The 20,646-nt window shown below is 66.3% G+C and carries 21 protein-coding genes, 1 tRNA gene and 1 riboswitch; of the genes, 4 read left to right on the top strand and 18 right to left on the bottom strand.

From position 1 onward, the window contains the following. Window positions 1–3 precede the first annotated feature (3 nt). Entirely contained in the window at window positions 4–687 is a 684-nt protein-coding gene (locus tag KWG56_RS09605; protein WP_219354583.1) for a lysophospholipid acyltransferase family protein, read from the bottom strand. Further along, complete coding sequence (locus KWG56_RS09600) at window positions 684–2,522, bottom strand: ABC transporter ATP-binding protein (protein ID WP_219354582.1); 1,839 nt, start codon at window positions 2,520–2,522, stop codon at window positions 684–686. Before KWG56_RS09600 ends, KWG56_RS09605 begins: the two co-directional genes overlap by 4 nt. A gap of 111 nt (window positions 2,523–2,633) precedes the next feature. Further along, window positions 2,634–2,776, top strand: a riboswitch (FMN riboswitch). 99 nt (window positions 2,777–2,875) lie between these two features. Here KWG56_RS09600 and KWG56_RS09595 point away from each other — a divergent pair. Together KWG56_RS09595 and KWG56_RS09590 are read left to right on the top strand one after the other, a co-directional pair. Continuing rightward, window positions 2,876–3,841: a DMT family transporter gene (locus KWG56_RS09595; protein WP_201099208.1), complete on the top strand. Its 966-nt coding sequence runs from the start codon at window positions 2,876–2,878 to the stop codon at window positions 3,839–3,841. Window positions 3,842–3,900: 59 nt separating this feature from the next. Continuing rightward, on the top strand, window positions 3,901–4,566 hold the full coding sequence (locus KWG56_RS09590; RefSeq protein WP_219354581.1) for a protein tyrosine phosphatase family protein: 666 nt from the start codon (window positions 3,901–3,903) through the stop codon (window positions 4,564–4,566). Between the two features lie 3 nt (window positions 4,567–4,569). Here the strand turns inward: KWG56_RS09590 and KWG56_RS09585 are convergent, their stop codons facing one another. The 15 genes from KWG56_RS09585 to folE all read right to left on the bottom strand — a co-directional run bounded on the left by KWG56_RS09585 (window position 4,570) and on the right by folE (window position 17,360). Continuing rightward, window positions 4,570–4,785, bottom strand: coding sequence for a hypothetical protein (locus tag KWG56_RS09585; protein WP_219354580.1), 216 nt, complete (start codon window positions 4,783–4,785; stop codon window positions 4,570–4,572). Window positions 4,786–4,856: 71 nt separating this feature from the next. Continuing rightward, a complete protein-coding gene (locus KWG56_RS09580) occupies window positions 4,857–5,102 on the bottom strand; it encodes a DUF4170 domain-containing protein (protein ID WP_201099220.1) in 246 nt (81 codons plus the stop codon). Window positions 5,103–5,195: 93 nt separating this feature from the next. Then, a complete protein-coding gene (locus KWG56_RS09575; RefSeq protein ID WP_219354579.1) occupies window positions 5,196–5,990 on the bottom strand; it encodes a 3'(2'),5'-bisphosphate nucleotidase CysQ in 795 nt (264 codons plus the stop codon). Then, window positions 5,987–7,342 (bottom strand): TldD/PmbA family protein, encoded by a 1,356-nt coding sequence (locus KWG56_RS09570; protein WP_219354578.1) that lies wholly within the window; start codon window positions 7,340–7,342, stop codon window positions 5,987–5,989. Before KWG56_RS09570 ends, KWG56_RS09575 begins: the two co-directional genes overlap by 4 nt. A 54-nt stretch (window positions 7,343–7,396) precedes the next feature. Beyond that, window positions 7,397–7,804: an MAPEG family protein gene (locus KWG56_RS09565; protein ID WP_201099226.1), complete on the bottom strand. Its 408-nt coding sequence runs from the start codon at window positions 7,802–7,804 to the stop codon at window positions 7,397–7,399. 3 nt (window positions 7,805–7,807) lie between these two features. Next, window positions 7,808–9,586 carry a M14 family metallopeptidase gene (locus KWG56_RS09560; protein ID WP_219355260.1) on the bottom strand — a complete coding sequence of 593 codons (1,779 nt, stop codon included), beginning with the start codon at window positions 9,584–9,586 and terminating at the stop codon, window positions 7,808–7,810. 101 nt (window positions 9,587–9,687) lie between these two features. Then, on the bottom strand, window positions 9,688–10,320 hold the full coding sequence (locus tag KWG56_RS09555) for a hypothetical protein (RefSeq protein ID WP_219354577.1): 633 nt from the start codon (window positions 10,318–10,320) through the stop codon (window positions 9,688–9,690). Between the two features lie 116 nt (window positions 10,321–10,436). Next, window positions 10,437–11,369, bottom strand: coding sequence for a DUF3829 domain-containing protein (locus KWG56_RS09550; protein WP_219354576.1), 933 nt, complete (start codon window positions 11,367–11,369; stop codon window positions 10,437–10,439). 132 nt (window positions 11,370–11,501) lie between these two features. After that, a complete protein-coding gene (locus tag KWG56_RS09545) occupies window positions 11,502–13,031 on the bottom strand; it encodes a UbiD family decarboxylase (protein ID WP_219354575.1) in 1,530 nt (509 codons plus the stop codon). Between the two features lie 144 nt (window positions 13,032–13,175). Next, the gene (locus KWG56_RS09540; protein WP_219354574.1) at window positions 13,176–13,838 is read right to left on the bottom strand and encodes a Pr6Pr family membrane protein; all 663 of its coding nucleotides are present in this window, start codon (window positions 13,836–13,838) and stop codon (window positions 13,176–13,178) included. 20 nt (window positions 13,839–13,858) lie between these two features. After that, window positions 13,859–14,701, bottom strand: coding sequence for an aldo/keto reductase (locus tag KWG56_RS09535; protein ID WP_219354573.1), 843 nt, complete (start codon window positions 14,699–14,701; stop codon window positions 13,859–13,861). Window positions 14,702–14,736: 35 nt separating this feature from the next. Next, the gene (locus KWG56_RS09530; protein ID WP_244999453.1) at window positions 14,737–15,621 is read right to left on the bottom strand and encodes an alpha/beta hydrolase family protein; all 885 of its coding nucleotides are present in this window, start codon (window positions 15,619–15,621) and stop codon (window positions 14,737–14,739) included. A 61-nt stretch (window positions 15,622–15,682) separates the two neighbouring features. After that, the gene (locus tag KWG56_RS09525; protein WP_219354572.1) at window positions 15,683–16,024 is read right to left on the bottom strand and encodes an MmcQ/YjbR family DNA-binding protein; all 342 of its coding nucleotides are present in this window, start codon (window positions 16,022–16,024) and stop codon (window positions 15,683–15,685) included. 112 nt (window positions 16,025–16,136) lie between these two features. Next, window positions 16,137–16,583 carry a biopolymer transporter ExbD gene (locus KWG56_RS09520; RefSeq protein ID WP_201099242.1) on the bottom strand — a complete coding sequence of 149 codons (447 nt, stop codon included), beginning with the start codon at window positions 16,581–16,583 and terminating at the stop codon, window positions 16,137–16,139. Window positions 16,584–16,742: 159 nt separating this feature from the next. Beyond that, the gene (folE, locus tag KWG56_RS09515) at window positions 16,743–17,360 is read right to left on the bottom strand and encodes a GTP cyclohydrolase I FolE (RefSeq protein ID WP_219354571.1); all 618 of its coding nucleotides are present in this window, start codon (window positions 17,358–17,360) and stop codon (window positions 16,743–16,745) included. 133 nt (window positions 17,361–17,493) lie between these two features. On the opposite strand from folE, the gene cysS reads away from it, so the two are divergent. Continuing rightward, a complete protein-coding gene (gene cysS, locus KWG56_RS09510; protein ID WP_219354570.1) occupies window positions 17,494–18,903 on the top strand; it encodes a cysteine--tRNA ligase in 1,410 nt (469 codons plus the stop codon). A gap of 118 nt (window positions 18,904–19,021) precedes the next feature. On the opposite strand, the gene KWG56_RS09505 is transcribed toward cysS, so the two are convergent. Next, a complete protein-coding gene (locus tag KWG56_RS09505) occupies window positions 19,022–20,317 on the bottom strand; it encodes a lytic murein transglycosylase (RefSeq protein ID WP_219354569.1) in 1,296 nt (431 codons plus the stop codon). 217 nt (window positions 20,318–20,534) lie between these two features. On the opposite strand from KWG56_RS09505, the gene KWG56_RS09500 reads away from it, so the two are divergent. After that, a tRNA-Cys gene (locus KWG56_RS09500) sits at window positions 20,535–20,611 on the top strand. The last annotated feature ends 35 nt before the right edge of the window (window positions 20,612–20,646 follow it).

Raw genomic sequence — 20,646 nt, 5'->3', positions numbered from 1 at the left:
CCCTCATGGTTCCAGACCTGTGATCTCGTCGGCCCGCGCCTCGACGGTGCTCAGCCGGTCGGCCCAGTCCAGCCGCACGGCGTCCAGATCCTCGCCGCGGGGATAGTGCGCCACGTCCCACACGATCGCACCCTTGCCGAAGGGCAGGGGGATGAGGGCCCGGTCCCAGCTGTTCAGCCGGATCGCCGGATTGCACGACATGCCGATGAACAGAGTCGGCGCCCTGGAGATCTTGGCCATCATCGGCAGGCCCTCGGCCATCTGGCGCGCCGGGCCGCGCGGGCCGTCCGGCGTGATGGCCAGGGCGCCTTCCTTCAGCTGACGCAGACCGGCCCGGAGGGCCTGTGCGCCGCCCTTGTCGCGGTCGGCCTTGTCCTTGTTCGACGACGAGCCCCGGATGGCGGGAAAGCCCTGCAGGGCCACGGCCTTGGCGATGAACTGGCCGTCGGCGGACAGCGAGATCAGCGCCTTGGCCGGCTGCGCCCGGTCCAGCGGCCAGCTGGCGGGCGCCAGACTGATGCGCGAATGCCAGAAGGCGCACAGCACGCCGCCTCCCTTGTCCCAGACGTCTTCGGCGACCGACTGGTTCTCATAGGTCCAGCGGATGGTGGCGAAGCAGAACTGCATCCAGCGCGCCAGAATGAACGACAGGGTCGCCTGCACGGCGGGTATGCGCAGGGGTCTCACGCGACCGTCTCGACGTTGACGGGGGCTCCATCCAGCGACTGCTGACGGGCCAGTCGGGCGTACAGGCCGCCCTTGGCCACCAGGGCGTCATGCGACCCTTCCTCGACCACGCGTCCGGCCTCGATCACATAGATGCGGTTGGCGTTCTTCACGGTCGACAGGCGGTGGGCGATCATCAGGGTGGCGCGACCTTGCATCAGCCGCTCCAGCGCCGCCTGAACCAGCGCCTCGCTCTCGGTGTCCAGCGCGCTGGTCGCCTCGTCCAGCAGCAGGATCGGCGCGTCCTTGACGAAGGCGCGGGCGATGGCGATGCGCTGGCGCTGGCCGCCCGACAGGCGCAGTCCCGCTTCGCCTGCGCGGGTGTCGTAGCCTTGTGGCAGGGCGGTGATGAAGTCATGGGCGGCGGCGGATCGGGCGGCGGCCTCGATCTGATCCTGCGTCGCGCCGGGGCGGCCATAGGCGATGTTGTTGGCGATGGTGTCGTCGAACAGGAAGGGCTCCTGCGTCACCAGGGCGATATGTTCGCGCAGGTCATGCAGGCGCAGGTCGCGCAGGTCGCGCCCGTTCAGCGTCACCGCCCCGCCAGTCACGTCATAGAAACGCGGCAGCAGGCTCAGGATCGTGCTCTTGCCCCCGCCCGACGGTCCGACCAGGGCCACCGTCTCGCCCGGCGCGACACGCAGCGACACCTGATCCAGCGTCGGCGCTCCGCCGTCGGCGGCGGGGGCGTAGGCGAAGGATACGCGGTCCAGCACCACCTCGACCGGCCCGGCGGCCAGGGGCGCGGCGTCGGGCGCCTCACGGATTTCCGGTTCGATATCCAGGGCGCCGAACAGGCGGCGCGCGGCGGTGAAGCCCTCGGCCATCACCGTCGCCAGATTGGTCACCTGACGCAGGGCTTGTCCTGCGGCCAGCAGCATGCCGATGAAAGCGGCGAACCCGCCCACGGTCATCTCGCCCGACTGCGCCCGCCATCCGGCATAGGCCATGACGGCGGCGACGACGATATAGGCCACCAGATCGCTGGACGGTCCGGCGAAGGCACGGGCGTTGGCGCCTTTGATGACGTGGCGCTGGCGGCGGGCGACGACCTCGCCGACGCGGGCCTCTTCGGCCGCCTCGCGGTTCTCGATCTTGATCAGGCGGACCCCGTCCAGATTCTCCATCAGGGCGGTGGACAGGTTCTCCGTCTCGGTCATGGCGCCGACGGCGGCCTTGCGGGTTTTTCTGCCGAACCGGCGCAGCACCAGCGCCACCATCGGCACGCCCAGAAGCACCACCATGGTCAGCTGCCAGTCGATGAAGCCCATGTAGATCAGCACGGCGATCAGGGTCAGCAGGTTCTGGGTGTAGGTCACCACGCCCGAGGTGAAGGCCTCGCGCACCAGATTGGCGTCGAACAGCACCGACGAGACGAAGCCGCCCGAATGCTGGCTGCGCAGCCGCGCAAGATCGGCCCGGATCATGGCCCCGAACAGACGCACCTGAATGTCGCCGACGATGGTGTGTCCCAGCCGGTTGACCAGCGCCGCCTGTCCGATGGCCGCCAGGGTCCGCGCCACGGCGACGGCCAGGATGGCTGCGGGTATCCAGAGAATAGCCTTCGACGCCGGAAACTCGACCAGACCGAACAGGCTGATCGGCGCCGTTCCACCCAGGAACAGGCCGTTCACCGCCGGCTCCAGCAGCTTTAACAGGGCCGCCGTCAGCAGACCCGTCACCGCCGCCAGCAGGATCGACAGCACCAGCGATCCCTTGTGCCGGGACAGGTAGTCGCGCCAGATCCGCGCCAGAAGGGCGCGCAGGGGCATGGTCTCGGCGGCAGTTGTGGTCATCGGCCTTCGGTCGTCCGAGCAGCCCTTCAAGTCAAGGCTTGTGTGGCGTTGCGCAAGGGGCGCTTGAACCCCGGGGCTGCCTTCACTAGCTAGGGGCTGCGGGTTCGCCCGCGTTGTTCTCAGGGCGGGGTGCAATTCCCCACCGGCGGTAAGGCGGCGACGCCAAGCCCGCGAGCGCTCCCCCGGTTGGGGAGGTCAGCAGATCCGGTGTGATTCCGGGGCCGACGGTATAGTCCGGATGAAAGAGAACGGGATCACACGCCACGTCGGCGTGCGTCGCCTTTCGCCGGGCGGGGCGCCGGCGCGTCGTCGCCCGTAACCCTGAGGAAAACTGGTTACGGAAAGGACGACGCTTGAACCAGATTTCCTCGCCATACCAACGCGCTGCTTCGCATGGCGCGCTGCTTATGGTTTGCGCCAGCCTGGCCTTCGCGGCGGGCAACACCCTGCAATCCGTCCTGCCGTGGCGTTATGGCATGAGCTCCACCGGCATGGCCTTCTGGCAGTATCTGATCGCCTCGGTGCTGATGGCGCCGATCGTGATGCGGATCGGCCTGAACAAGTTTCGCACCCGTCGTCCGCTGATCCATGAAGTCCGCGCCCTGGCCTCGGCGCTGGGCGTGCATGTCTTCGTCTATGGTTTCGCGACGGGCGTGCCGATCTGGCAGATGGTGACCCTGCTGGCCACCGGTCCGCTGTTCATCATCATCGGCTCGACCCTGTTTCTGGGCGAGCGGGTTTCGGGCGCACGTCTGGGCGCGGCCCTGGCCGGGTTCGTCGGGGCGGTGGTCGTCTCAGGCGTCGGGACCGAGCATCTGGACTGGCGCGCTCTAACGCCCATCGCGGCGGCCGCCCTGTGGGCGGCGACCGACGTCCTGACCAAATATCTGGCTCGCGAAGAGACGCCAGAGACCCTGACCGTCTCGCTGCTGGTGCTGATCGCTCCCAACCATCTGGCCATCCTGCTGCTGGTCAACGCCCTGGCCTTCATGATGCCGCCGGGCGTGGCGAACGGCTTCCCCTTCGCCCTGCCGCACGGCGAGGGGCTGCTGCTTCTGCTGGCGCTGGGCGGAGCGACGGCGGCGGCGCAATATCTGCTGGCCTCGGCCTACAAGACGGCGGATGCGGTCTATCTGCAGCCGTTTGCGGACCTCAAGGTGCCTCTGGCGGGCCTGATCGGCTGGATCACCCTGGGGCAGGCGCCGTCCGTCTGGTTCTGGCCGGGCGCAGCGCTGATCGTGGGGGCGTCGGTCTTCATCTTCTGGGGCGAGAACCGCTCGGCCCAGGCGCGGATCGCCGCTGCCCAGCCCTGTCCCTGAGACACATGGTCCGCAGGCGTGGGATGACGCGGGGGCGTCGGGTCGCTATCTGACGGTCAATGTCACGCTTTGATCTCACAACTGCGATGGGCCGCTTCAAGGCTCATTGGCACTATTTCTGGGCGGATCATGCGTTTCTGCGCGTGGCCTTCTCCAACGCCCACTGGCTTGGACCCGATCTGGTGCGCACCAACCAGCCGTCGCCGCGCCAACTGGCTGGGTGGAAGGCCAAGGGGATCAAGACCGTCATCAACCTGCGCGGCGAACGCGACGAGGGCTATTACTGGCTGGAGAAGGAGGCCTGCGAGCGTCTGGGCCTGACCCTGATCAGCGCGCCGCTGGATTCGCGTGATCCTCCCCAGACGGATCGCATCCACCGCGCCCGCGACCTGTTCAAGACCATCGAATATCCGGTGCTGATCCACTGCAAGTCCGGCGCGGACCGGGCGGGGATGATGGCGGTCTTCTATCGCCACTTCCATCTGGGCGAGCCGATCTCAGTCGCCATGAACCAGCTGTCCAAGAAATATCTGCACTCACGCGAGGGGCTGACGGGCGTGTTGGACTATACGCTGGAGAAATACGTCAACGAGGTCGAGCCCCGGGGGATCAGCTTCATCGAATGGGTCGACAGCCCCGACTACGACCCCAAGGCCATCCGCGCCGAGTTCAAGGCCGGCTGGTGGGGCACGCTTCTGACCGACAAACTGCTGCGGCGGGAGTAGGCCTCAGCTCCAGGGGCCGGTCTTCGGCTCAGTCTTCGGTTCATCGCCGTTTGCGCGGGCCTCGGCGGCCAGTTCGGCGTCGCGGCGGGCCTTGCGGTCGGCTTCCCACTGTTTGAACCACCGCGCGTAGTTGATCTTGTCGCGCAGCGAAAAGCAGAAAAGCGCCAGCACGGCCAGCATGCTGATGATTTGAAAAGTCTGTTGCGGTTCCAGGTTCACGGCTTTCCTCGTTCGTCCAGTTCCAGCGGGTGGATCAGGGAGCGGGTTCCGCTCCCTGATGTCGCATGACCTCAGGCGGCGTCGCCGCGCGGGTCGATCAGCTTGTGCGCGTGCAGGATGAAGTAGCGCATGTGGGCGTTGTCGACGGTGGCCTGTGCGCGGGCCTTCCAGGCCTTCTTGGCGTCCTCATAGGTGCCGAACGCGCCGACGAACTCGACCTGCGACAGATCGCGGAACACCGGCTCGCCCAGGTGGCGCAGCTCGCCGCCGATCACCAGGTGAAGCAGTTGAGGCGGAACATTGTTTGGCTCAGTCATCGGAGTCCTGTGGCGCAGAGGGGGGAGGTTTCCGCGCGGCATAGGCCCAGAATGGCCAAGGATCAATGTGCGCGGGGTGTTTTCACCCTCGCCTTAGGTCGAAAGCGGCACGTTTTTACAGCGCCGGATTATCATCGGCTGCAGCGCAGGGGCGGCGCAGACCAGGCTGGCCTGACGCGGGTCGGGCCGGTTGAACCGCCACGGACGCCCGTGGTGATCGCTGACCACGGCGCCCGCCTCCTGCGCGATCAGGCAGCCCGCCGCGACGTCCCAGTCCCATTTCGGCGTCAGGGCCAGGGCCGCATCGAACGCCCCCGCCGCCACCAGGGCCATGCGATAGGCCAGGGCGTTGCGCTTCTCGAACCGCATCGGCGGCCACGGCTCATCGAAATAGGGCGCTTCAATCAGCCGCGCGTCGCCCAGCACCGAGGCGTCCTCCAGCGTGTCGGCGTCCGAGGCCCGGATGGACCGGCTGTTGCGCCGCGCCCCGCCGCCGCGTGTCGCTACATAGGTCTCGTCCACTTCGGGCGCATGGATGACGGCGGCGACGACTTCGCCGTCCTCGACCACCGCGATCGGCACGCACCACCACGGCGTCCGCTTCATATAGGCGACCGTGCCGTCGATCGGATCGACGATGAAGATGCGTTTCTTCGACAGCCGGGCGCTGGAATCCGCCGTCTCCTCGGACAGCCAGCCATAGTCGGGCCGGGCCGCCAGCAGCCGGTCCTTCAACATGGCGTCCACCTTCAGGTCGCCGCTGGTGACGGGCGATCCGCCGACCTTGGATGTGATCTTCAGCCCGGCCTCGCGCTCGGCCAGCGCCAGGGTGCCTGCGTCCAGCGCCGCCTGGCGGATCAGTTCAAGGTCTGCAGCTAGGTCGGTCATTTTCCGGCGATGGCCACCGCGTCGAACATCAGGCTGGGCACGTTGAAGGAACCCCGGAACTCCAGATCCGATCCCCGCTGCAGGCGCAGATAAAGCTCGGGCAGCTTGCCCGCCACGGTCACTTCGCTGACCGGATAGGCGATCTGGCCGTTCTCGAACCAGAAGCCCGACACCCCGGCGGACCAGTCGCCGGTGTTGCCGTTCAGCGAAGGCCCGAACATCGAGGTGACCAGCAGGCCCGTGCCTGCGTCGCCCATCAGGCCCGCCAGATCACGCTCTCCGGGCTCCATATGCAGGTTGTGGGGCGAGACGCCGGACGGCCCCGCCAGTCCGCGCGACGCATGGCCCGTCGTCTGCATCCCCAGTTGGCGCGCCGAGGCGGTGTTCAGCAGCCAGGTGGTCAGGACGCCGTCGTCGAACAGGGCGCGACGCTCGACCGCGACGCCTTCGTCATCGAATGGGGTCGATCCCAGGCCGCGCTTACGGAACGGGTCGTCGATCAGGCTGACGCCCTCGGCGAAGACCCTCTGGCCCAGTTTATCTTTCAGGAAGGAGGTGCCGCGCGCGATGGACGGCCCGGCGATGGCGCCGACCGCGGGCGACACGATCTGGCCCGCGACGCGGTTCTCGAAGATGACCGGCGCGGTGGTCGAGGCGATCTTGCGCGGCCCGGTGCGCGACACGGCCTTTTCACCGGCATAGACGCCGATGGACTGGGCGCTGGGCAGGTCAGACAGGTGGCGGGTGGTGCGGCTTTCGCCGCCGCGCTCCATGGCGCCGTCCTTCTCGGCGATGACGCCGACGCCCAGCGAGAAGGCCGTGCCGCGATAGTCGCCGTCGAACCCGTGCGAGGTCGCCAGGCGCCAGCGGCTGGACGACCAGGAGGCATGGCCGCCTTCGGATTTCGCCACGCCGGGCACAGCCAGGGCGGCGGCCTCGGCCTCGGCGGATGCGCGCTCCAGTTCCTCCGCCGTGCGTTCGCTGGCGTCATACAGGTCCAGATCGGCGAAGGGACCGCGCGCCAGACGGTCCTCGGGGGCGAAACCGGCATGGGGGTCTTCCGGCGCCAGACGGGCCATGGCCACGGCGCGTTCAACCAGACGGGTGCGGGTGGCCTCCGACAGATCGGAGGCGGACACCGAGGCCTGACGCTGGCCGACGAAGACCCGCAGGCCCAGATCGCGCGATTCCTCGCGCTCCACGTCCTCCAGCCTGCCGTTGCGGACCCCGACCGACAGCGACTGGCGGTCGGCGCTGACGGCCTCGGCGGCGTCGGCCCCGGCCTTCAGGGCCGCCTGGACGATGTCATTGAGAAGATCGGTGGAGACGGACGCGGTCGTGGTTTCAGTCATGCCCCGATATGGCGGACGCGCCCCCGCACCGCAACATGGCGCCGCCGAACAGTCTCACACGATGGCGTAGGCGATCAGGCCCACCGCCGCCGCCAGCAGGGAAATCCACGTCAGACCCATGCCCAGCACCCGCCCCAGCGACGGCCCGGTCTGGAACAGCAGGCCCAGCGCATGGATGATCCGCCCCGCAAACAGCGTCCCGCCCACCGCATGAACCATCCACGGCTCGGCCCCCAGCACCGCCAGCAGCCCCATCGCCGCCATGCCGGGCGCGGCGTATTCGACGCAGTTGCCAAAGGCGCGGGTCGCGGATTGAAGCTCAGGGTTCCCCCCGTCGCCGAACGAGACCAGATGCCGCCTGCGACCGCTGGACACCACGCCGGACAGCACCAGCAGCAACAGGATCAGCAGGCCGCTCCACAGGCCCGCCGCCTGCAGAGCCAGCATCAAATGAGGCGTCATGGCTCAGTTCTCGCGCGCGATCGGGTACAGCAGGTAGCGGTCGTCATAGAAGGGCGTCCGCTCATAGAACCAGGCCAGCCGGGCCTGCGGATCGGCGGCGAAGGCCGCATCCGCCGCCAGTTTCGCCTCGAACTCGGCCTTGAGCGCCGGGTCCGCCGCCAGCATCTTCTCGGCCAGGGGCGCAATGGCGTAGGCCTCAATATATTCAACCCGGCTCATCACCTCGGGGAACAGGCCCCAGGCGAAGAAGCTCTCGTTCGACTGCGGCTCCAGCAGCAGGATGGCCACATCGCCCAGCGGCTGGTCGGTCGGAACCCGCACCGATCCAGTGGGGAAGGTCCAGTCGCGGCGCTCCACATTGACCGTTTCCACCGAGGTCTGGACGTGGCCCTCATTGGCGCGGGTCGCCAGCTTGGGCGACACCAGCCGCAGCATGTCAACATTGACCACGCGCGGCGCCGCGACCGTCTCCATCTGCACCCCGTGCGCCTTCAGCCGCTCGATGATGTCGGTGCGGTAGCTGGGAATCCAGTAGGCCGTCGGGCGTTGCAGGGTCAGGGTCGGCTTGGACCCATAGAAGGGCATCTGCCACAGCACGGGATCGGGCTGGCCCGACCAACGGATTTCGTTGCGGCCCGAAGCGGGGCTGAAATAGGTGTCGAACAGCACGCCCTTGAACTGACGGGTGGAGGAAGGGGCCTCGTCCTGCTCGAAATTGGCCAGGATCTCCGCCGGACGCAGGGCGCGGTCCTGTTCGGTCGCCGCCCTCAGCGCCGAACCCTTGTCCGCCAGCAGCCGCAGCGCCTCTTCGATGAAGACATAGGCGCCCAGCACCCGCTGCTCGTGCGGTTTCAGGCTGTGGTTCTCGATCAGGATCGTCGGGACGTGGGCCGCAGCCCCCCAGCCGTTGGAATAGCGTTCGCCCAGCCCGCCGTCCGACAGACCGGCCTTGGGCGCATCATCATCGACACCGAACACCAGTTCGCCGGGGATGTGGCCTTCACGCTCCAGCGCCGCATTCATGGCGGGCTTGAACACAGTGTCCAGCCACTGCGACCCGTGCGGCGAGCGGCTGAAGGATCCGTCCTCGCCGTTGAAGCCGAAGGTCACGTCATACTGGTAGTCCAGACCGTCGGTGACGTGGATGTCGACATAGAGGTCGGGTCGGTATTTCAGGATCAGGCCGCGCACGGCCCGCATCTCGGGCTGGTCCAGCTTCAGATAGTCGCGGTTCAGGTTCTGGTTGGTCGCCGTGTTGCGCCAGCCCTGAATGCGCGGTCCGCGCTGGTTGGGCCGGGAATAGGCCGACGCCCGTTCATGCCCGTCCACGCTCAGGATCGGGATCAGGATCAGGTTCACCCGGTCCAGCAGGGCGTCCTTGCCGTAAAAGGCGATGTCGCGCAGCAGCATCATGCCCGCGTCCTTGCCGTCGATCTCGCCGGGGTGGATGCCCGCCTGGATCATCAGGACGGGCTTGGCCGGATCAAACGCAGCGCCGTCCTTGGACGCGATCACCGCATAGATGGGTCGTTCCTCCGGCGACGTGCCGAACTGTTCGATGCGGATCAGGTCCGACGCCGCATCCAGCCGGTCGAACCAGGCGCGGGTGTCGGCATAGTCGGGGCTGAAATCATGGGCGGGGTCGGCCTCGAACGCCGTGACCCACGGATCGGCCGCGCCCCTCAACAGGGCCTTTGACGCGCCGTTCCACGCGGGCGCTGGCGGCAGGAAGGCTTGATCCCATGGGGCGGCGTTGGGAACGGACGAAGGCGTTTGAGACATGACGGGGGTCACCCAGCAGGTTAGGGCGGCCAGGACGGCCGGAACTGCAAGATAGGGATGCATGAAGGCTTTCGTGGGCCGATTGCCCCCGCCTGACAAGCTCATCCCCCCGCGCCCAGCGCCGGCGCCCAGCCTCCGCCTGCAATCAGCGCCGAGGCCGCGTTCAGCACGCCCCACAGGCTGTAGAGCAGCACGATCACCAGGGCGGCGACCACCGCACGACGCCACGGCGCAAAGGCGGCTGTGGCCGTGCAGATCACGAATATGCCGGTTCCGACCCACAACCTGACCGAACTGGCCAGTTTGGCGAAGCCGGGATCCAGTTGGGCCAACACCAGCAGCACCATCGCCACGATCAGGTTGGCCGCCAGAATACACGAGAAGACCAGCCGCCGCCGCGCCCAGAAATGATCGTCCAGATCGATCTTGTCCTCGCCGCCTTCGGCTGAAACCCGCGGGAAGGTGATGCTGGCGGCGACATAGAAGGTGGCGGCGATGACCAGGGCGATCAGCAGCACGGAGGTGTTGAACGGCGCGCCGCGGAATATCACCCAGGCCTGGTTCCAGAAGGTGCCGATCTCGATGGCCACGAACATCGCCAGCAGGGGCGTCAGCAGGCCGAACCGGATGCGGTCCTTCTCATGCAGGACCCGCGCAAACCCGCCGACCAGTTCGGCGACGGACAGGCCCAGCAACAGGCCGTAGAAACTGAAAAAGAACTCGAACGAACTCAAACGCCATCCCCCGACTGAGAACGACAGAGCTAAACCGTATCCGGGGCCGCCGCCAGTCGGCGTCTTGTGCAGACATCGCCTCCGCCGCGATCAGGCGGCGGAGGCGGCGGTCATGGTCAGATCGGCATTTCGACGCGGTTCACCGTGCCGATGGCGCGGTTGTAGTCGCTGACGATGCTCTCGCGGTGGCGGTCATTCTTGTCCTGCTTGTAGTCGCGCCACGAGCCGATGATCGAATCCAGGTTCCCGGCGATGGAGCTGAGCTCGGACTTGTTGGCGGCGTCTGCGGCCATTCCCGCCTGGGCCTCACGCAGCTTGCCGGTGGCGGCGACGAACTCGGGCAGCAGGCGGTCGGCTTCGGCCGTGTTGTCGTCGATCACGGCGGTGGTGAAATGGTCCGCCTTCTGCATGGCGTCCATCATGCTGGCCTCGGCGGTATGGCCCGCCTTGACCAGGGCCGCCATCTTGGCCGCATTGGCGGCGCGCTGGTACTCGGTCAGGGCCCCATCGAACTCGTTGATGCCCGCGATCGAGTTTTCGTAGGCCGAGATCAGGGCGGCGTGCGCGGCCTTGCCCTGGGCCAGATTGTCTTCGCGATAGGCGCGGGATTCATAATAGGGGTCCAGCGTCTTCCACTGGGCCAGCAGCGCCTCAAGGTGCGGCAGCAGCTTGTCCACCGCCGCGTCGGTCCGCTGGCTCTGGCCGCCGCCCGACAGGGCCTTGCCTTCCTTCAGCTTGGCGATCGCCGTTTCCAGCGTGGTGATGTTCTCGGGGAAGTTGATGGTGCTGGACGCAGCGGCGTTCGGAATATCCGTCTTCTGATAGCGTTCGAAGTTCTCGGATACGCCCCAGTGGTCGTCGATCAGCTTGTTGAACGCCTCGGAATAGAGGCCCATTTTCTGCTGCGTCGACTCGTTTCCGGCGGCGGCCGTGATCGACGGAGCGCGTCCGTCGGCGCCGCCCTTGGCGTCACCCTGTCCGCAGGCCGCAAGCCCCATCGTCATTGCGCAGACCAAGGCCATGGCGCTGACAGCTGTCCGAGATTTCATATGGATTTTCCCTTCCTCGACCGGCGAAGAGAAAGCTTCGCCGCAGTCCGGGAGACGGAACGCCACGGCAAAGCCCGGGTTCTACAAAAACCACTGTTCGTTGCGATTAAATCGCAAGTCTCTGATAAGTCGTCACTTCCAGATCGGTTTGCCGTCGCCGGGCAGGCCCAGCCGGTCCCACATGTCGGAAACCCGCTCGATCACGTCCTGATCCATGCGGATCTCTTCGCCCCATTCGCGCTTGGTCTCGGGCTCCCACTTGTCGGTGGCGTCCAGACCGATCTTTGAGCCCAGCCCGCTCTCGGGCGAGGCGAAGTCCAGATAGTCGATGGGGGTGGATTCGATCAGGGTGATGTCGCGCGCCGGGTCCATCTTGGTCGAGATGGCCCACATGACGTCCTTCCAGTCGCGGGCGTCGATGTCGTCGTCCACGACGATGACCCATTTGGTGTACATGAACTGGCGCAGATAGCTCCAGACGCCCAGCATCACCCGCTTGGCGTGGCCCGGATAGGCCTTCTTCATCGATACCACCGCGATGCGGTAGCTGCACCCCTCGGGCGGCAGCCAGAAGTCGACGATCTCGGGGAACTGCTGGCGCAACAGGGGAATGAACACCTCGTTCAGCGCCTCGCCCAGCACGCTGGGCTCGTCCGGCGGACGCCCGGTGAAGGTGGTCAGATAGATGGGGTCGCGGCGCATGGTGACGGCGCTGACCTTGAAGACCGGGAACTTCTCGACCGAGTTGTAATAGCCGGTGTGGTCGCCGTACGGGCCTTCGTCCTCGAACTCGTCCAGCAGGACATGGCCTTCCAGCACGATCTCGGCCTGGGCAGGCACCATCAGCGGCACGGTCTTGCAGGGGACCAGTTCGGCCTTTGCGCCCCGCATCAGGCCCGCGAACTGATATTCCGACAGGGTGTCCGGCACCGGCGTCACCGCCGCCAGGATTGTGCCCGGATCGGCGCCCAGCACCACGGCGCAGGGCAGGGGCTCGCGCTTTCCGGCCTTCTTGTGCCGGGCATAGTGCTGGGCCCCGCCCCGGTGGGCCAGCCAACGCATGATGGCCTTGTCCTTGCCCAGCACCTGCATCCGATAGATGCCCAGGTTGAAGTCGTCCTCGCGGTCGTCCGACGGCCCCTTGGTGACGACCAGACCCCAGGTGATCAGGGGCGCAGGCTCGCCGGGCCAGCACGACTGAACGGGCAGGGCGGTCAGGTCGATCTGGTCGCCCTTCAGAACCACCTCCTGCACGGGGGCCTTCTTCACTGTCTTGGGCCGCATCGACATGACGGTCTGCGCCAGCGGCAGCATCTCCATCGCATCGCCCAGTCCGCGCGGCGGGGTGGGATTTCTCAGGAAGGCCAGCAGTTCGCCGACCTCGCGCAGCTCCGCCGTGGTGGTGCGCGCCTTGCCCTCCAGCGTCACCCCCATGGCCACCCGCTTCACCGTGCCGAACAGATTGGCCAGGCAGGGGATGGGGCTGATGGTTCCGTCCGGCATCACCGGCTTTTCGAACAGGACCGCCGGGCCGCCGTTCCTCAGCAGCCGGGTCTGGATCTCGGTCATCTCCAGCACGGTCGAAACCGGCTCGGACACCCGCACCAGTTCGCCGTCGGCTTCCAGTTGCTCGATGAAGTCGCGAAGGGATTTGTAGGCCATGAAGCGTGGCTTAGAGCATGATCGTTTCAGGTGGAACCGCGAAGCGGTTCCGACAGAAGCGTGAATCATGCTCTCGCTTTAATCTGGAGCCTGATTCACGGCATCGATGGAATCGCGCAGCGATTCCATCTCAACCGATCAGGCTCAGGCGGGTCGCGCGCCTGTGTCACGCCCCGCGCGGCCCATCAGGCGATCCAGCCCGACCACCGCCAGTCCGACCGCCAGGAACAGGCCCAGCATGGCCGCCGCCCAGAAGCCGGTCCTGCCCCAGCCCAACTGCTCCACATTCACGAACCAATAGGGCCACCAGCCCGAGGTGAAGCCGTGAAGCACCGTCCACATCACATAGATCAGCGGAAACGCCAGCCACCGGACCGCATCGATCCAGCGCAGATGGCCCTTGGGCGTGAACATCAGCCAGTCCAGCACGAAGGCCGCGGGCATCACATAATGCAGCAGGCTGTTGGCCAGCCACGCCAGCCCCTGCGGCGCCCAGACATGCGCCAGAAGCAGATGATAGGTCAGCCCCACCACCGCGATATACATGGCCAGCGCCGCCCGGACGTGGACATTGGCGCCCCAGCGTCCCAGTCGGCTGTCGGCCCGAACCAGCGGCGCTGTCAGGGCCAGCGCCGCCAGAAGATTGGTCAGGATTGTGAAATAGCTGAAGAAGTTGACGGTCAGGCTGGGCATGGCCTCGACCTCCGCCGGGCCGATCATCAGCAGATACTGAAGCCCCAGCGCCGCCCAGCCGACAACGGCGAAGGCGCCCTGCCACAGTCGTGGTCGATCACGCGCACGCAGCATGGACGCCCTCCCGTCGTCGATCAGGCTTCAGTCTTGTCCCAATTGAAGGCGGGGTCCAGCCAGTCGCCGATGCGTTCGGCGCGATCCAGCGCGTTCAGGCGCTGAACCTCTTCCGCCGACAGTTCGAAATCGAAGATGTCGAAGTTTTCGCGCGCGCGGCTTTCCTTGGTCGTGCGCGGGATGGCGATGATCTTGTTCTGGATCAGCCAGCGCAGCGTCACCTGGCCGTTGGTCTTGCCGTGGGCCTTGGCGATTTCGGAAATGGTGGCGTCGTCGGCAACCTTGCCTTGGGCCAGCGGCGACCAGGCGGTGATCGACGATCCCAGCTCGGCGGCGGTGGCGACCAGCTGGTCAATGCCCAGATAGGGGTGGTGCTCGACCTGGTTGGTGATCAGCTTGGCCTTGGACAGACCCTGCGCCTGACGGAACTCCTTGGACGGGAAGTTGGACAGGCCGATCGACTTGGTCAGGCCGGCTTCCTTGGCGGCGTTCAGTGCGCCCAGGGTCTCTTCGAACGACGGCTCGGCCTTGGGCCAGTGCAGCAGCAGTAGGTCCGGAACCGTGCCCAGGCTGTCGACCGATTCCTGCGCCTGACGCAGCAGGCCGTCATGGTCGAAGTGGTCGACCCAGATCTTGGTCGTCAGGAAGAAGTTTTCGCGCGCCACGCCGGAATCGCGGATGCCTTCGCCGACCGCCTTCTCGTTCTTGTAGATCCAGGCGGTGTCGATGTGGCGGTATCCGATCCGCAGCGCCTCGGCGACCATGCGCCGCGCGTCGTCCGGCTCCAGCTGCCACGTCCCGAAACCCAGCAGCGGGATTTCGATGTCGTCGACGGTAATTGTGGGTTGATCGCCATAAGCCATGGGACGGTCCTTCACGTCAGGGGAGAGCGGAACAGTTAGGCGCCCGACGCCTCCGCCGAAAGGTCCTCATCAAACCATTGCAGAATTTCTTCCCACAGCGGCTCCATCCCCTTCCTGAACGCGCCCTCGTGCCCAATGCGTTTGACCCCGTAATCGTGGGGTCTGCGTGACAGGATTTCGACGGGCGCGGCAGGATAGGCGGTCAGCAGGCGCGCGCCTGTGCCGGGCGTGGCGATGGGATCATCGCTGAAAATCCATGACCGGATCGGGGCGATCACCTTGTCGAACTGTTGCGGGTCCAGCGCGCCGTCGGCCAGTTCCTTCAAGAAATAGTCCGGTTTCAGGCACCATCGCTTCCAGGTCTCGAAAACCCCGCGCGGCAGGTCGGTCCCCCGCCACAGTTTGCCGCTGGGCACATAGCCGTGCTTGCGGATTTCACTGGGGCCCAGCCCCAGCCAGAAGAACAGCTCGAACGGGTTGTAGGTCCGGTGATGCCCGCCCCACCAGCCGGTGCCGACCGAGACGAAAGCGTGTTTCTCAAACCCGCTCTGGTTCGGCATGAAGCCGACGAAATGGCCGCCGACGCTGTGGCCGACATGAAAGACCGGCAGGCCCGGCGCTGCGACCTTCAGCGCCTTCAGGGCGGCGGGCATGTCCAGCCGCCCCCAGTCGGGATAATCCATCTGCATCGCGGCCAGATCATCCGGCCGCGACCCGCCGATGCCGCGATAGTCATAGGTCAAGACCACGGCCCCGCGCTCGGCCATCCAGCGCGCGAACCGGCCATAGAAGCCGCGTGGAAAGCCGGTCCCGGCTGAAACCAGCACCGCCATCCGCGCGTCCGTCGGGCGAAACAGCGTCGCCTCCAGCGGCCAGCCGTCGCTGGCCTTGATGATCCGGTCTTCAACCCTGACACCCACGGAACGCCCCTTTGTCCGTTTTTATAGAATACGGACCATGGCTGATTTCCCCCGCGTCAGGTCAAGCGCCGTCGAAGCTTTTCACCAGCCGCTTGGGCGCCGCCTTGCGCCAGCGCCTCTCCAGCATGCCCTTCAGCCAGACCGGATCGACCGTGGCGATGCGCGCCAGCACCAGGGCGTGGTCGCGGTAATGGTCGGTGAAGTGAAAGGTCGCCGGGTCCATCTCGATCAGCAGATCGCGCTCATCCAGATTATCCAGATGCACCACGATGCTGTCGTCCAGCTGCGGTCTGATCCAGGTCAGGAACTTGCCCGCGACCTTGAACGACGGCTCGCCATAGGAAACCCCGTCCTCGACGCCGGGAAAACTGAACACCAGGGCGCGCAGTTCGTCGTGGGTCACCTATCGCCTCCAGCGGGGTTAAGCTTGCGCCCACCCTAATCCCGTCATCGCCCAAAGAAAAAGGCCGCGTCCCTGTCGGAACGCGGCCCTGATCGTTTGACTGAGCGTGAACTCAGGTGATGTCTTCGTTCAGCAGGCCGACCTTGAAGAAGCCGTTCTTCTGCATCTCGTTCATGACTTCCATGAACTGCGAGTATTTCACTTCCGGTTGGGCGCGGACGAAGACGCGCTCTTCTTCACAGCCCTGACCGGTCGGGTTGCCGACTGCGGTGCAGACGTCGGCGGCCAGCTTCTCGATGTCGGTCTGCTTGTCAGCGATGAACAGCGAACCGGATTCCTGGATGGTGATGTACACCGGATCCTTCGGCTTTTCGGCCGAGGCGTCAGGCGGGGTCGCCGGCGGCAGGTCCAGACGGATCGACACGGTCGCCATAGGCGCGGCGACCATGAAGATGATCATGAGGACCAGCAGAATGTCGATGAACGGCGTGATGTTGATATCCGCCGTCTGTTCGATCGTGTGCTTGTCCCCGCCGGAACCACCGAGCTTGGCAGCCATGCATCGTCTCCGTTACTCGCCTGACGCATTCCGCGCCGACATTTCCCTATGGATCGCCCGAAGGCTTGAAGGGTTCTTGGCGTCCCGATGCGCGCTTGTAAAGCGGTTCTAAACGATCTGCCGTTCCCGAACGTCAATTACACGCAGGAAGCGCAGCGGTTACGCCTTAGCCAGCTTCAAAAAACGGTCCATCAGGGCAGGATCGTCCTTGAAGGCGCCGGTGAAGCGGGTCGTGATGGTCGAAACGTGCCGGTGATGCACCCCTCGGGTGGTCATGCACTGGTGCTCGGCGTCCAGCATCACCGCCACGCCGCGCGGCTGCAGGTGCGATTCGATGGCGTCGATGATGTCGTTGGTCAGGGTTTCCTGATTCTGCAGGCGCCGCGCGAAGATTTCGACCACGCGCGCCAGCTTGGAGATGCCCACCACCTTCTCGCCGGGCAGATAGGCGACATAGGCCTTGCCCAGGAAGGGGGCCATATGATGCTCGCAGTGGCTCTCCACCTCGATGTCGCGCAGGATGACCATGTCGTCGTATCCGGTCACGTCCTCGAAAGTGCGGCTTAACTCCTTGGCGGCGTCGGCCTCATAGCCGTCGAACCATTCGCCATAGGCGTCGACCACCCGCTTGGGCGTGTCGATCAGGCCGGGACGTTCGGGGTCATCGCCGGCCCAGGCGATCAGGGTCCGCACCGCCTCCAGCGCCTGTTCGCGGCTGGGACGCTTGGAGGTCGCTTCGTTGGCGACGAGGACGGGCGTGACGGGCGTGGCGCTCATGGGGACTCGATTTCCGGCCGGGGCGGGGAGAGCCGCTCGGGGTTTACCTTCTACAATCCATCAGGACTGTATATCAGGCCGCTATATGGGGCGGAGCCTCCGTCCTGCAAGAAAACCCGCTGAAGACTGATCCATGCCGCTGCACATCCACGACACCCTGCGCCGTGAAAAGCGCCTGTTCACGCCGCGCGACGCAAGCCGGGTCAGCCTCTATGTCTGCGGGCCGACGGTCTATGACTACGCCCATATCGGCAATGCGCGCCCGCCGGTGGTGTTCGACGTGCTGGTGCGGCTGCTGCGCCGGACCTATGGCGCGGACCATGTGATCTACGCCCGCAACGTCACCGACGTGGATGACAAGATCAACCAGAAGGCCGCCCGCGAAGGCGTGCCGATCAGCGAGGTCACCGCCCGCTATGAGGCCGCCTATCTGGCCGACATGGCTCTGCTGAACGTGTCGCCCCCCGACATCGCCCCCCACGTCACCGACTACATCCCCGCCATCGTCGATCAGATCCAGGCCATCATCGACGCGGGCTGCGCCTATGCCGCCGAAGGCCACGTCCTGTTCGACGTCTCGTCCTACAAGAACTATGGCGCGCTTTCCGGCCGGAACCTGGACGACATGATCGCCGGCGCTCGCGTCGAGGTGGCTCCTTACAAGAAGAACCCGCACGACTTCGTCCTGTGGAAGCCGTCCAAGGCGGATGAGCCGTCCTGGCCTTCGCCCTGGGGCGAGGGGCGTCCCGGCTGGCACATCGAATGCTCGGCCATGATCGAACAGACGCTGGGCCTGCCCATCGACATCCATGGCGGCGGCATCGACCTGGTCTTCCCCCACCACGAGAACGAGATCGCCCAGGGCGTCTGCGCCCACGGCCACGCCCACGGCGATCAGGCGCATGACGAATACGCCCGCTACTGGATGCACAACGGCTTCCTGACCGTGGACGCCGAGAAGATGTCGAAGTCCATCGGCAACGTCCTGTTGCTGCACGATCTGGTCCAGGCCATGCCGGGCGAGGTCGTCCGCTGGGCGCTTCTGTCGGCGCACTACCGTCAGCCGCTGGACTGGAATCAGTCGCTGCTGGATCAGTCCAAGAAGTCGCTGGATCGCCTGTACGGCGCCCTGCATCGTTCGTCGGGCATTGAGGCGCTGGATCTGGATCCGCCCGCGGACTTCCTGAAATCCATCGAGGACGACCTGAACACCCCCGGCGCCATGGCGTCGCTGTTCGCCCTGTCCAGCGAGATAGAGCGCGGCATGACGGCGGGCGATCTGGACGCGGTGGCCCAGGCGCGCGGCCGCCTGATCGCCTGCGCCTCCATCCTGGGCGTGCTTCAGGCCGATCCCGCCGCCTGGCTGGAAGGCGATGTGTCCGACGATCTGCGCGTCGAGGTCGACTCCCTTCTGGAACAACGCGCCGCCGCCCGCGCCGCCAAGGACTGGCCCGAGGCCGACCGCATCCGCGACCGCCTGAACGAACTGAACGTCGTCGTCATGGACGGCCCCGACGGCGCCACCTGGCGCATGAAGGGCTGACGCTTTCTTCCGCCATGCTTCTCCTCCCCATTTCATGGGGAGGTGACGCCCCGCCTAGCTCTCCATCCCCTCCGCCTTCGACGGGCAGGAGCCTGAACCCATGCCCGCCGTGCGGTTTTCAGTTCGCCTTGCGGATCAGCTCGTCAGCCAGCGGCGCGGTTAGGTAACCGTCCGCCGTGCGGTTGTTGGCCAGTTGCCAGCGGCGCAGGGCCGCACGCGTGTTCGATCCGATCACGCCGTCGACCCCTTGCGTGTCATAGCCCAGGCGCGTCAGGGCGGTCTGGGCGCCGATGCGCTGGTCGCGCGTCATGGCTGGGTCGTTGGGCCAGGCCTTGCTCAGTCCCGGCTTGCCCATGATCCCGTCCGCCGTCAGGCCGATGGCCAGGGCGTAGGAGACCGAGTTGTTGTAGGCGCGGATCACATAGTGGTTCGGCAGGGCCAGGAAGGCGGGGCCGTTGGCGCCTTGCGGCAGCAGGATCGTGGCCTGCTCCTGCGCCTCGGCGCCGTTCGGCGTGCCGCCTTGCGCCAGGCGCACGCCGCGCGCCGACCAGTAGGCCCAGTCGTGCTTGGGCCCTTCCGCTTCGGCATAGTTGAACCCGGCGGGCAGGACGACCTCGTAGCCCCAGCCCTGTCCGCGTTTCCATCCCGCCTGGGCCAGCAGATTGGCGGCCGAGGCCAGGGCGTCGCCGTCATTGCCCCAGATGTCGACCTTGCCGTCCCCGTCCTGGTCGATGCCCAGGCGCAGATAGTTGTCGGGCATGAACTGGGTCTGGCCCATGGCCCCGGCCCAGCTGCCCTTCAGGCCTTCGCGCGTGCGCTTGCCTTCGATGACGATGTCGAGCGCATGTTTCAGCTGCGTCTCGGCCCAGTCGCGACGGCGCCCGTCATAAGCCAGGGTCGCCAGCGAGCGGATCACGTCATAATTGCCCTGGACCTGGCCGAAGGCGCTTTCCTGCGCCCAGACCCCGACCAGAATCTCGCTGGGCACGCCGAAACGTTGAACCACCGGCCACGGAACCCGGTCGATGCGCTGGCGGGCCTGGGCGATGCGCACGGGCGTCACCGCATTCTGGATATAGGCGCCGGCGGGGCGCGAGAACTCAGGCTGGTTGCGGTCCAGGCGGATCACCGTCGCATCCGGCGTCAGTCCCTCCAGCTCCCGTGCATAGGCCGCCTGGCGGGCGCCGCCCTTGCGCGCGAGAAAGCCCTGTTTCCAGCCGTCGAAACCCTGCTGGTCATAGGCCGTCAGCGGCGGGGTCTGGGGGGCGGGCGTCGCGGGCGGCGGCGTCGGCGACGCAGGCTGGGTCGCGCTGGGCTGCGGTCCTGTCGGCATCGAGGGCAGGGGCGGCTCAGGCAGCATCGGGGCGCAGGCGGCGACCGAACCAATCAGAAGAAGGCGGAAGGAAAAACGCATGAGATTCAGGGTAAAGCCCTCGACTGGAAACGTGAAATGACAACACCGCGAATGGGCGGCGAATGTCCCGCGGCGATCACCGTGATGGCCCTAAAGCGCGCAAGGGCCGGAACCGTTGCTGTCCGATCCCTTCCTTCAACGGCTATTGTAAGGTTTCGGGCCTGTGTTTGGACTGTGTTAACAGGCTGCGGCGTAATGGCGCAGCTTAAGCTCTGACGGCCTGATGGCGGAGTGGCGACGCGACGGGGGTGCAACCCCGTAAACCCTCCGTTCGACTCGGAGGTCAGGCCTCCAGACTTTTTCGTGCGGCGCGGCGAGGCCGCCCGACG

The organism is Brevundimonas nasdae, from assembly GCF_019395145.1.
GTDB lineage: Bacteria > Pseudomonadota > Alphaproteobacteria > Caulobacterales > Caulobacteraceae > Brevundimonas > Brevundimonas nasdae.
Note: the sequence above shows the minus strand (reverse complement) of the source record. Positions and strands in the feature narration are given on the sequence as shown.

Excerpts from the sequence above, each read along its gene's own strand:
- cysS (WP_219354570.1), top strand. The coding sequence starts at position 17,494 with ATGCCGCTGCACATCCACGACACCCTGCGCCGTGAAAAGCGCCTGTTC.
- KWG56_RS09550 (WP_219354576.1), bottom strand. The coding sequence starts at position 11,369 with ATGAAATCTCGGACAGCTGTCAGCGCCATGGCCTTGGTCTGCGCAATG.
- KWG56_RS09570 (WP_219354578.1), bottom strand. The coding sequence starts at position 7,342 with ATGACTGAAACCACGACCGCGTCCGTCTCCACCGATCTTCTCAATGAC.
- KWG56_RS09565 (WP_201099226.1), bottom strand. The coding sequence starts at position 7,804 with ATGACGCCTCATTTGATGCTGGCTCTGCAGGCGGCGGGCCTGTGGAGC.
- KWG56_RS09545 (WP_219354575.1), bottom strand. The coding sequence starts at position 13,031 with ATGGCCTACAAATCCCTTCGCGACTTCATCGAGCAACTGGAAGCCGAC.
- folE (WP_219354571.1), bottom strand. The coding sequence starts at position 17,360 with ATGAGCGCCACGCCCGTCACGCCCGTCCTCGTCGCCAACGAAGCGACC.
- KWG56_RS09520 (WP_201099242.1), bottom strand. The coding sequence starts at position 16,583 with ATGGCTGCCAAGCTCGGTGGTTCCGGCGGGGACAAGCACACGATCGAA.
- KWG56_RS09600 (WP_219354582.1), bottom strand. The coding sequence starts at position 2,522 with ATGACCACAACTGCCGCCGAGACCATGCCCCTGCGCGCCCTTCTGGCG.
- KWG56_RS09590 (WP_219354581.1), top strand. The coding sequence starts at position 3,901 with ATGTCACGCTTTGATCTCACAACTGCGATGGGCCGCTTCAAGGCTCAT.
- KWG56_RS09535 (WP_219354573.1), bottom strand. The coding sequence starts at position 14,701 with ATGGCTTATGGCGATCAACCCACAATTACCGTCGACGACATCGAAATC.
- KWG56_RS09560 (WP_219355260.1), bottom strand. The coding sequence starts at position 9,586 with ATGTCTCAAACGCCTTCGTCCGTTCCCAACGCCGCCCCATGGGATCAA.
- KWG56_RS09575 (WP_219354579.1), bottom strand. The coding sequence starts at position 5,990 with ATGACCGACCTAGCTGCAGACCTTGAACTGATCCGCCAGGCGGCGCTG.
- KWG56_RS09580 (WP_201099220.1), bottom strand. The coding sequence starts at position 5,102 with ATGACTGAGCCAAACAATGTTCCGCCTCAACTGCTTCACCTGGTGATC.
- KWG56_RS09540 (WP_219354574.1), bottom strand. The coding sequence starts at position 13,838 with ATGCTGCGTGCGCGTGATCGACCACGACTGTGGCAGGGCGCCTTCGCC.
- KWG56_RS09505 (WP_219354569.1), bottom strand. The coding sequence starts at position 20,317 with ATGCGTTTTTCCTTCCGCCTTCTTCTGATTGGTTCGGTCGCCGCCTGC.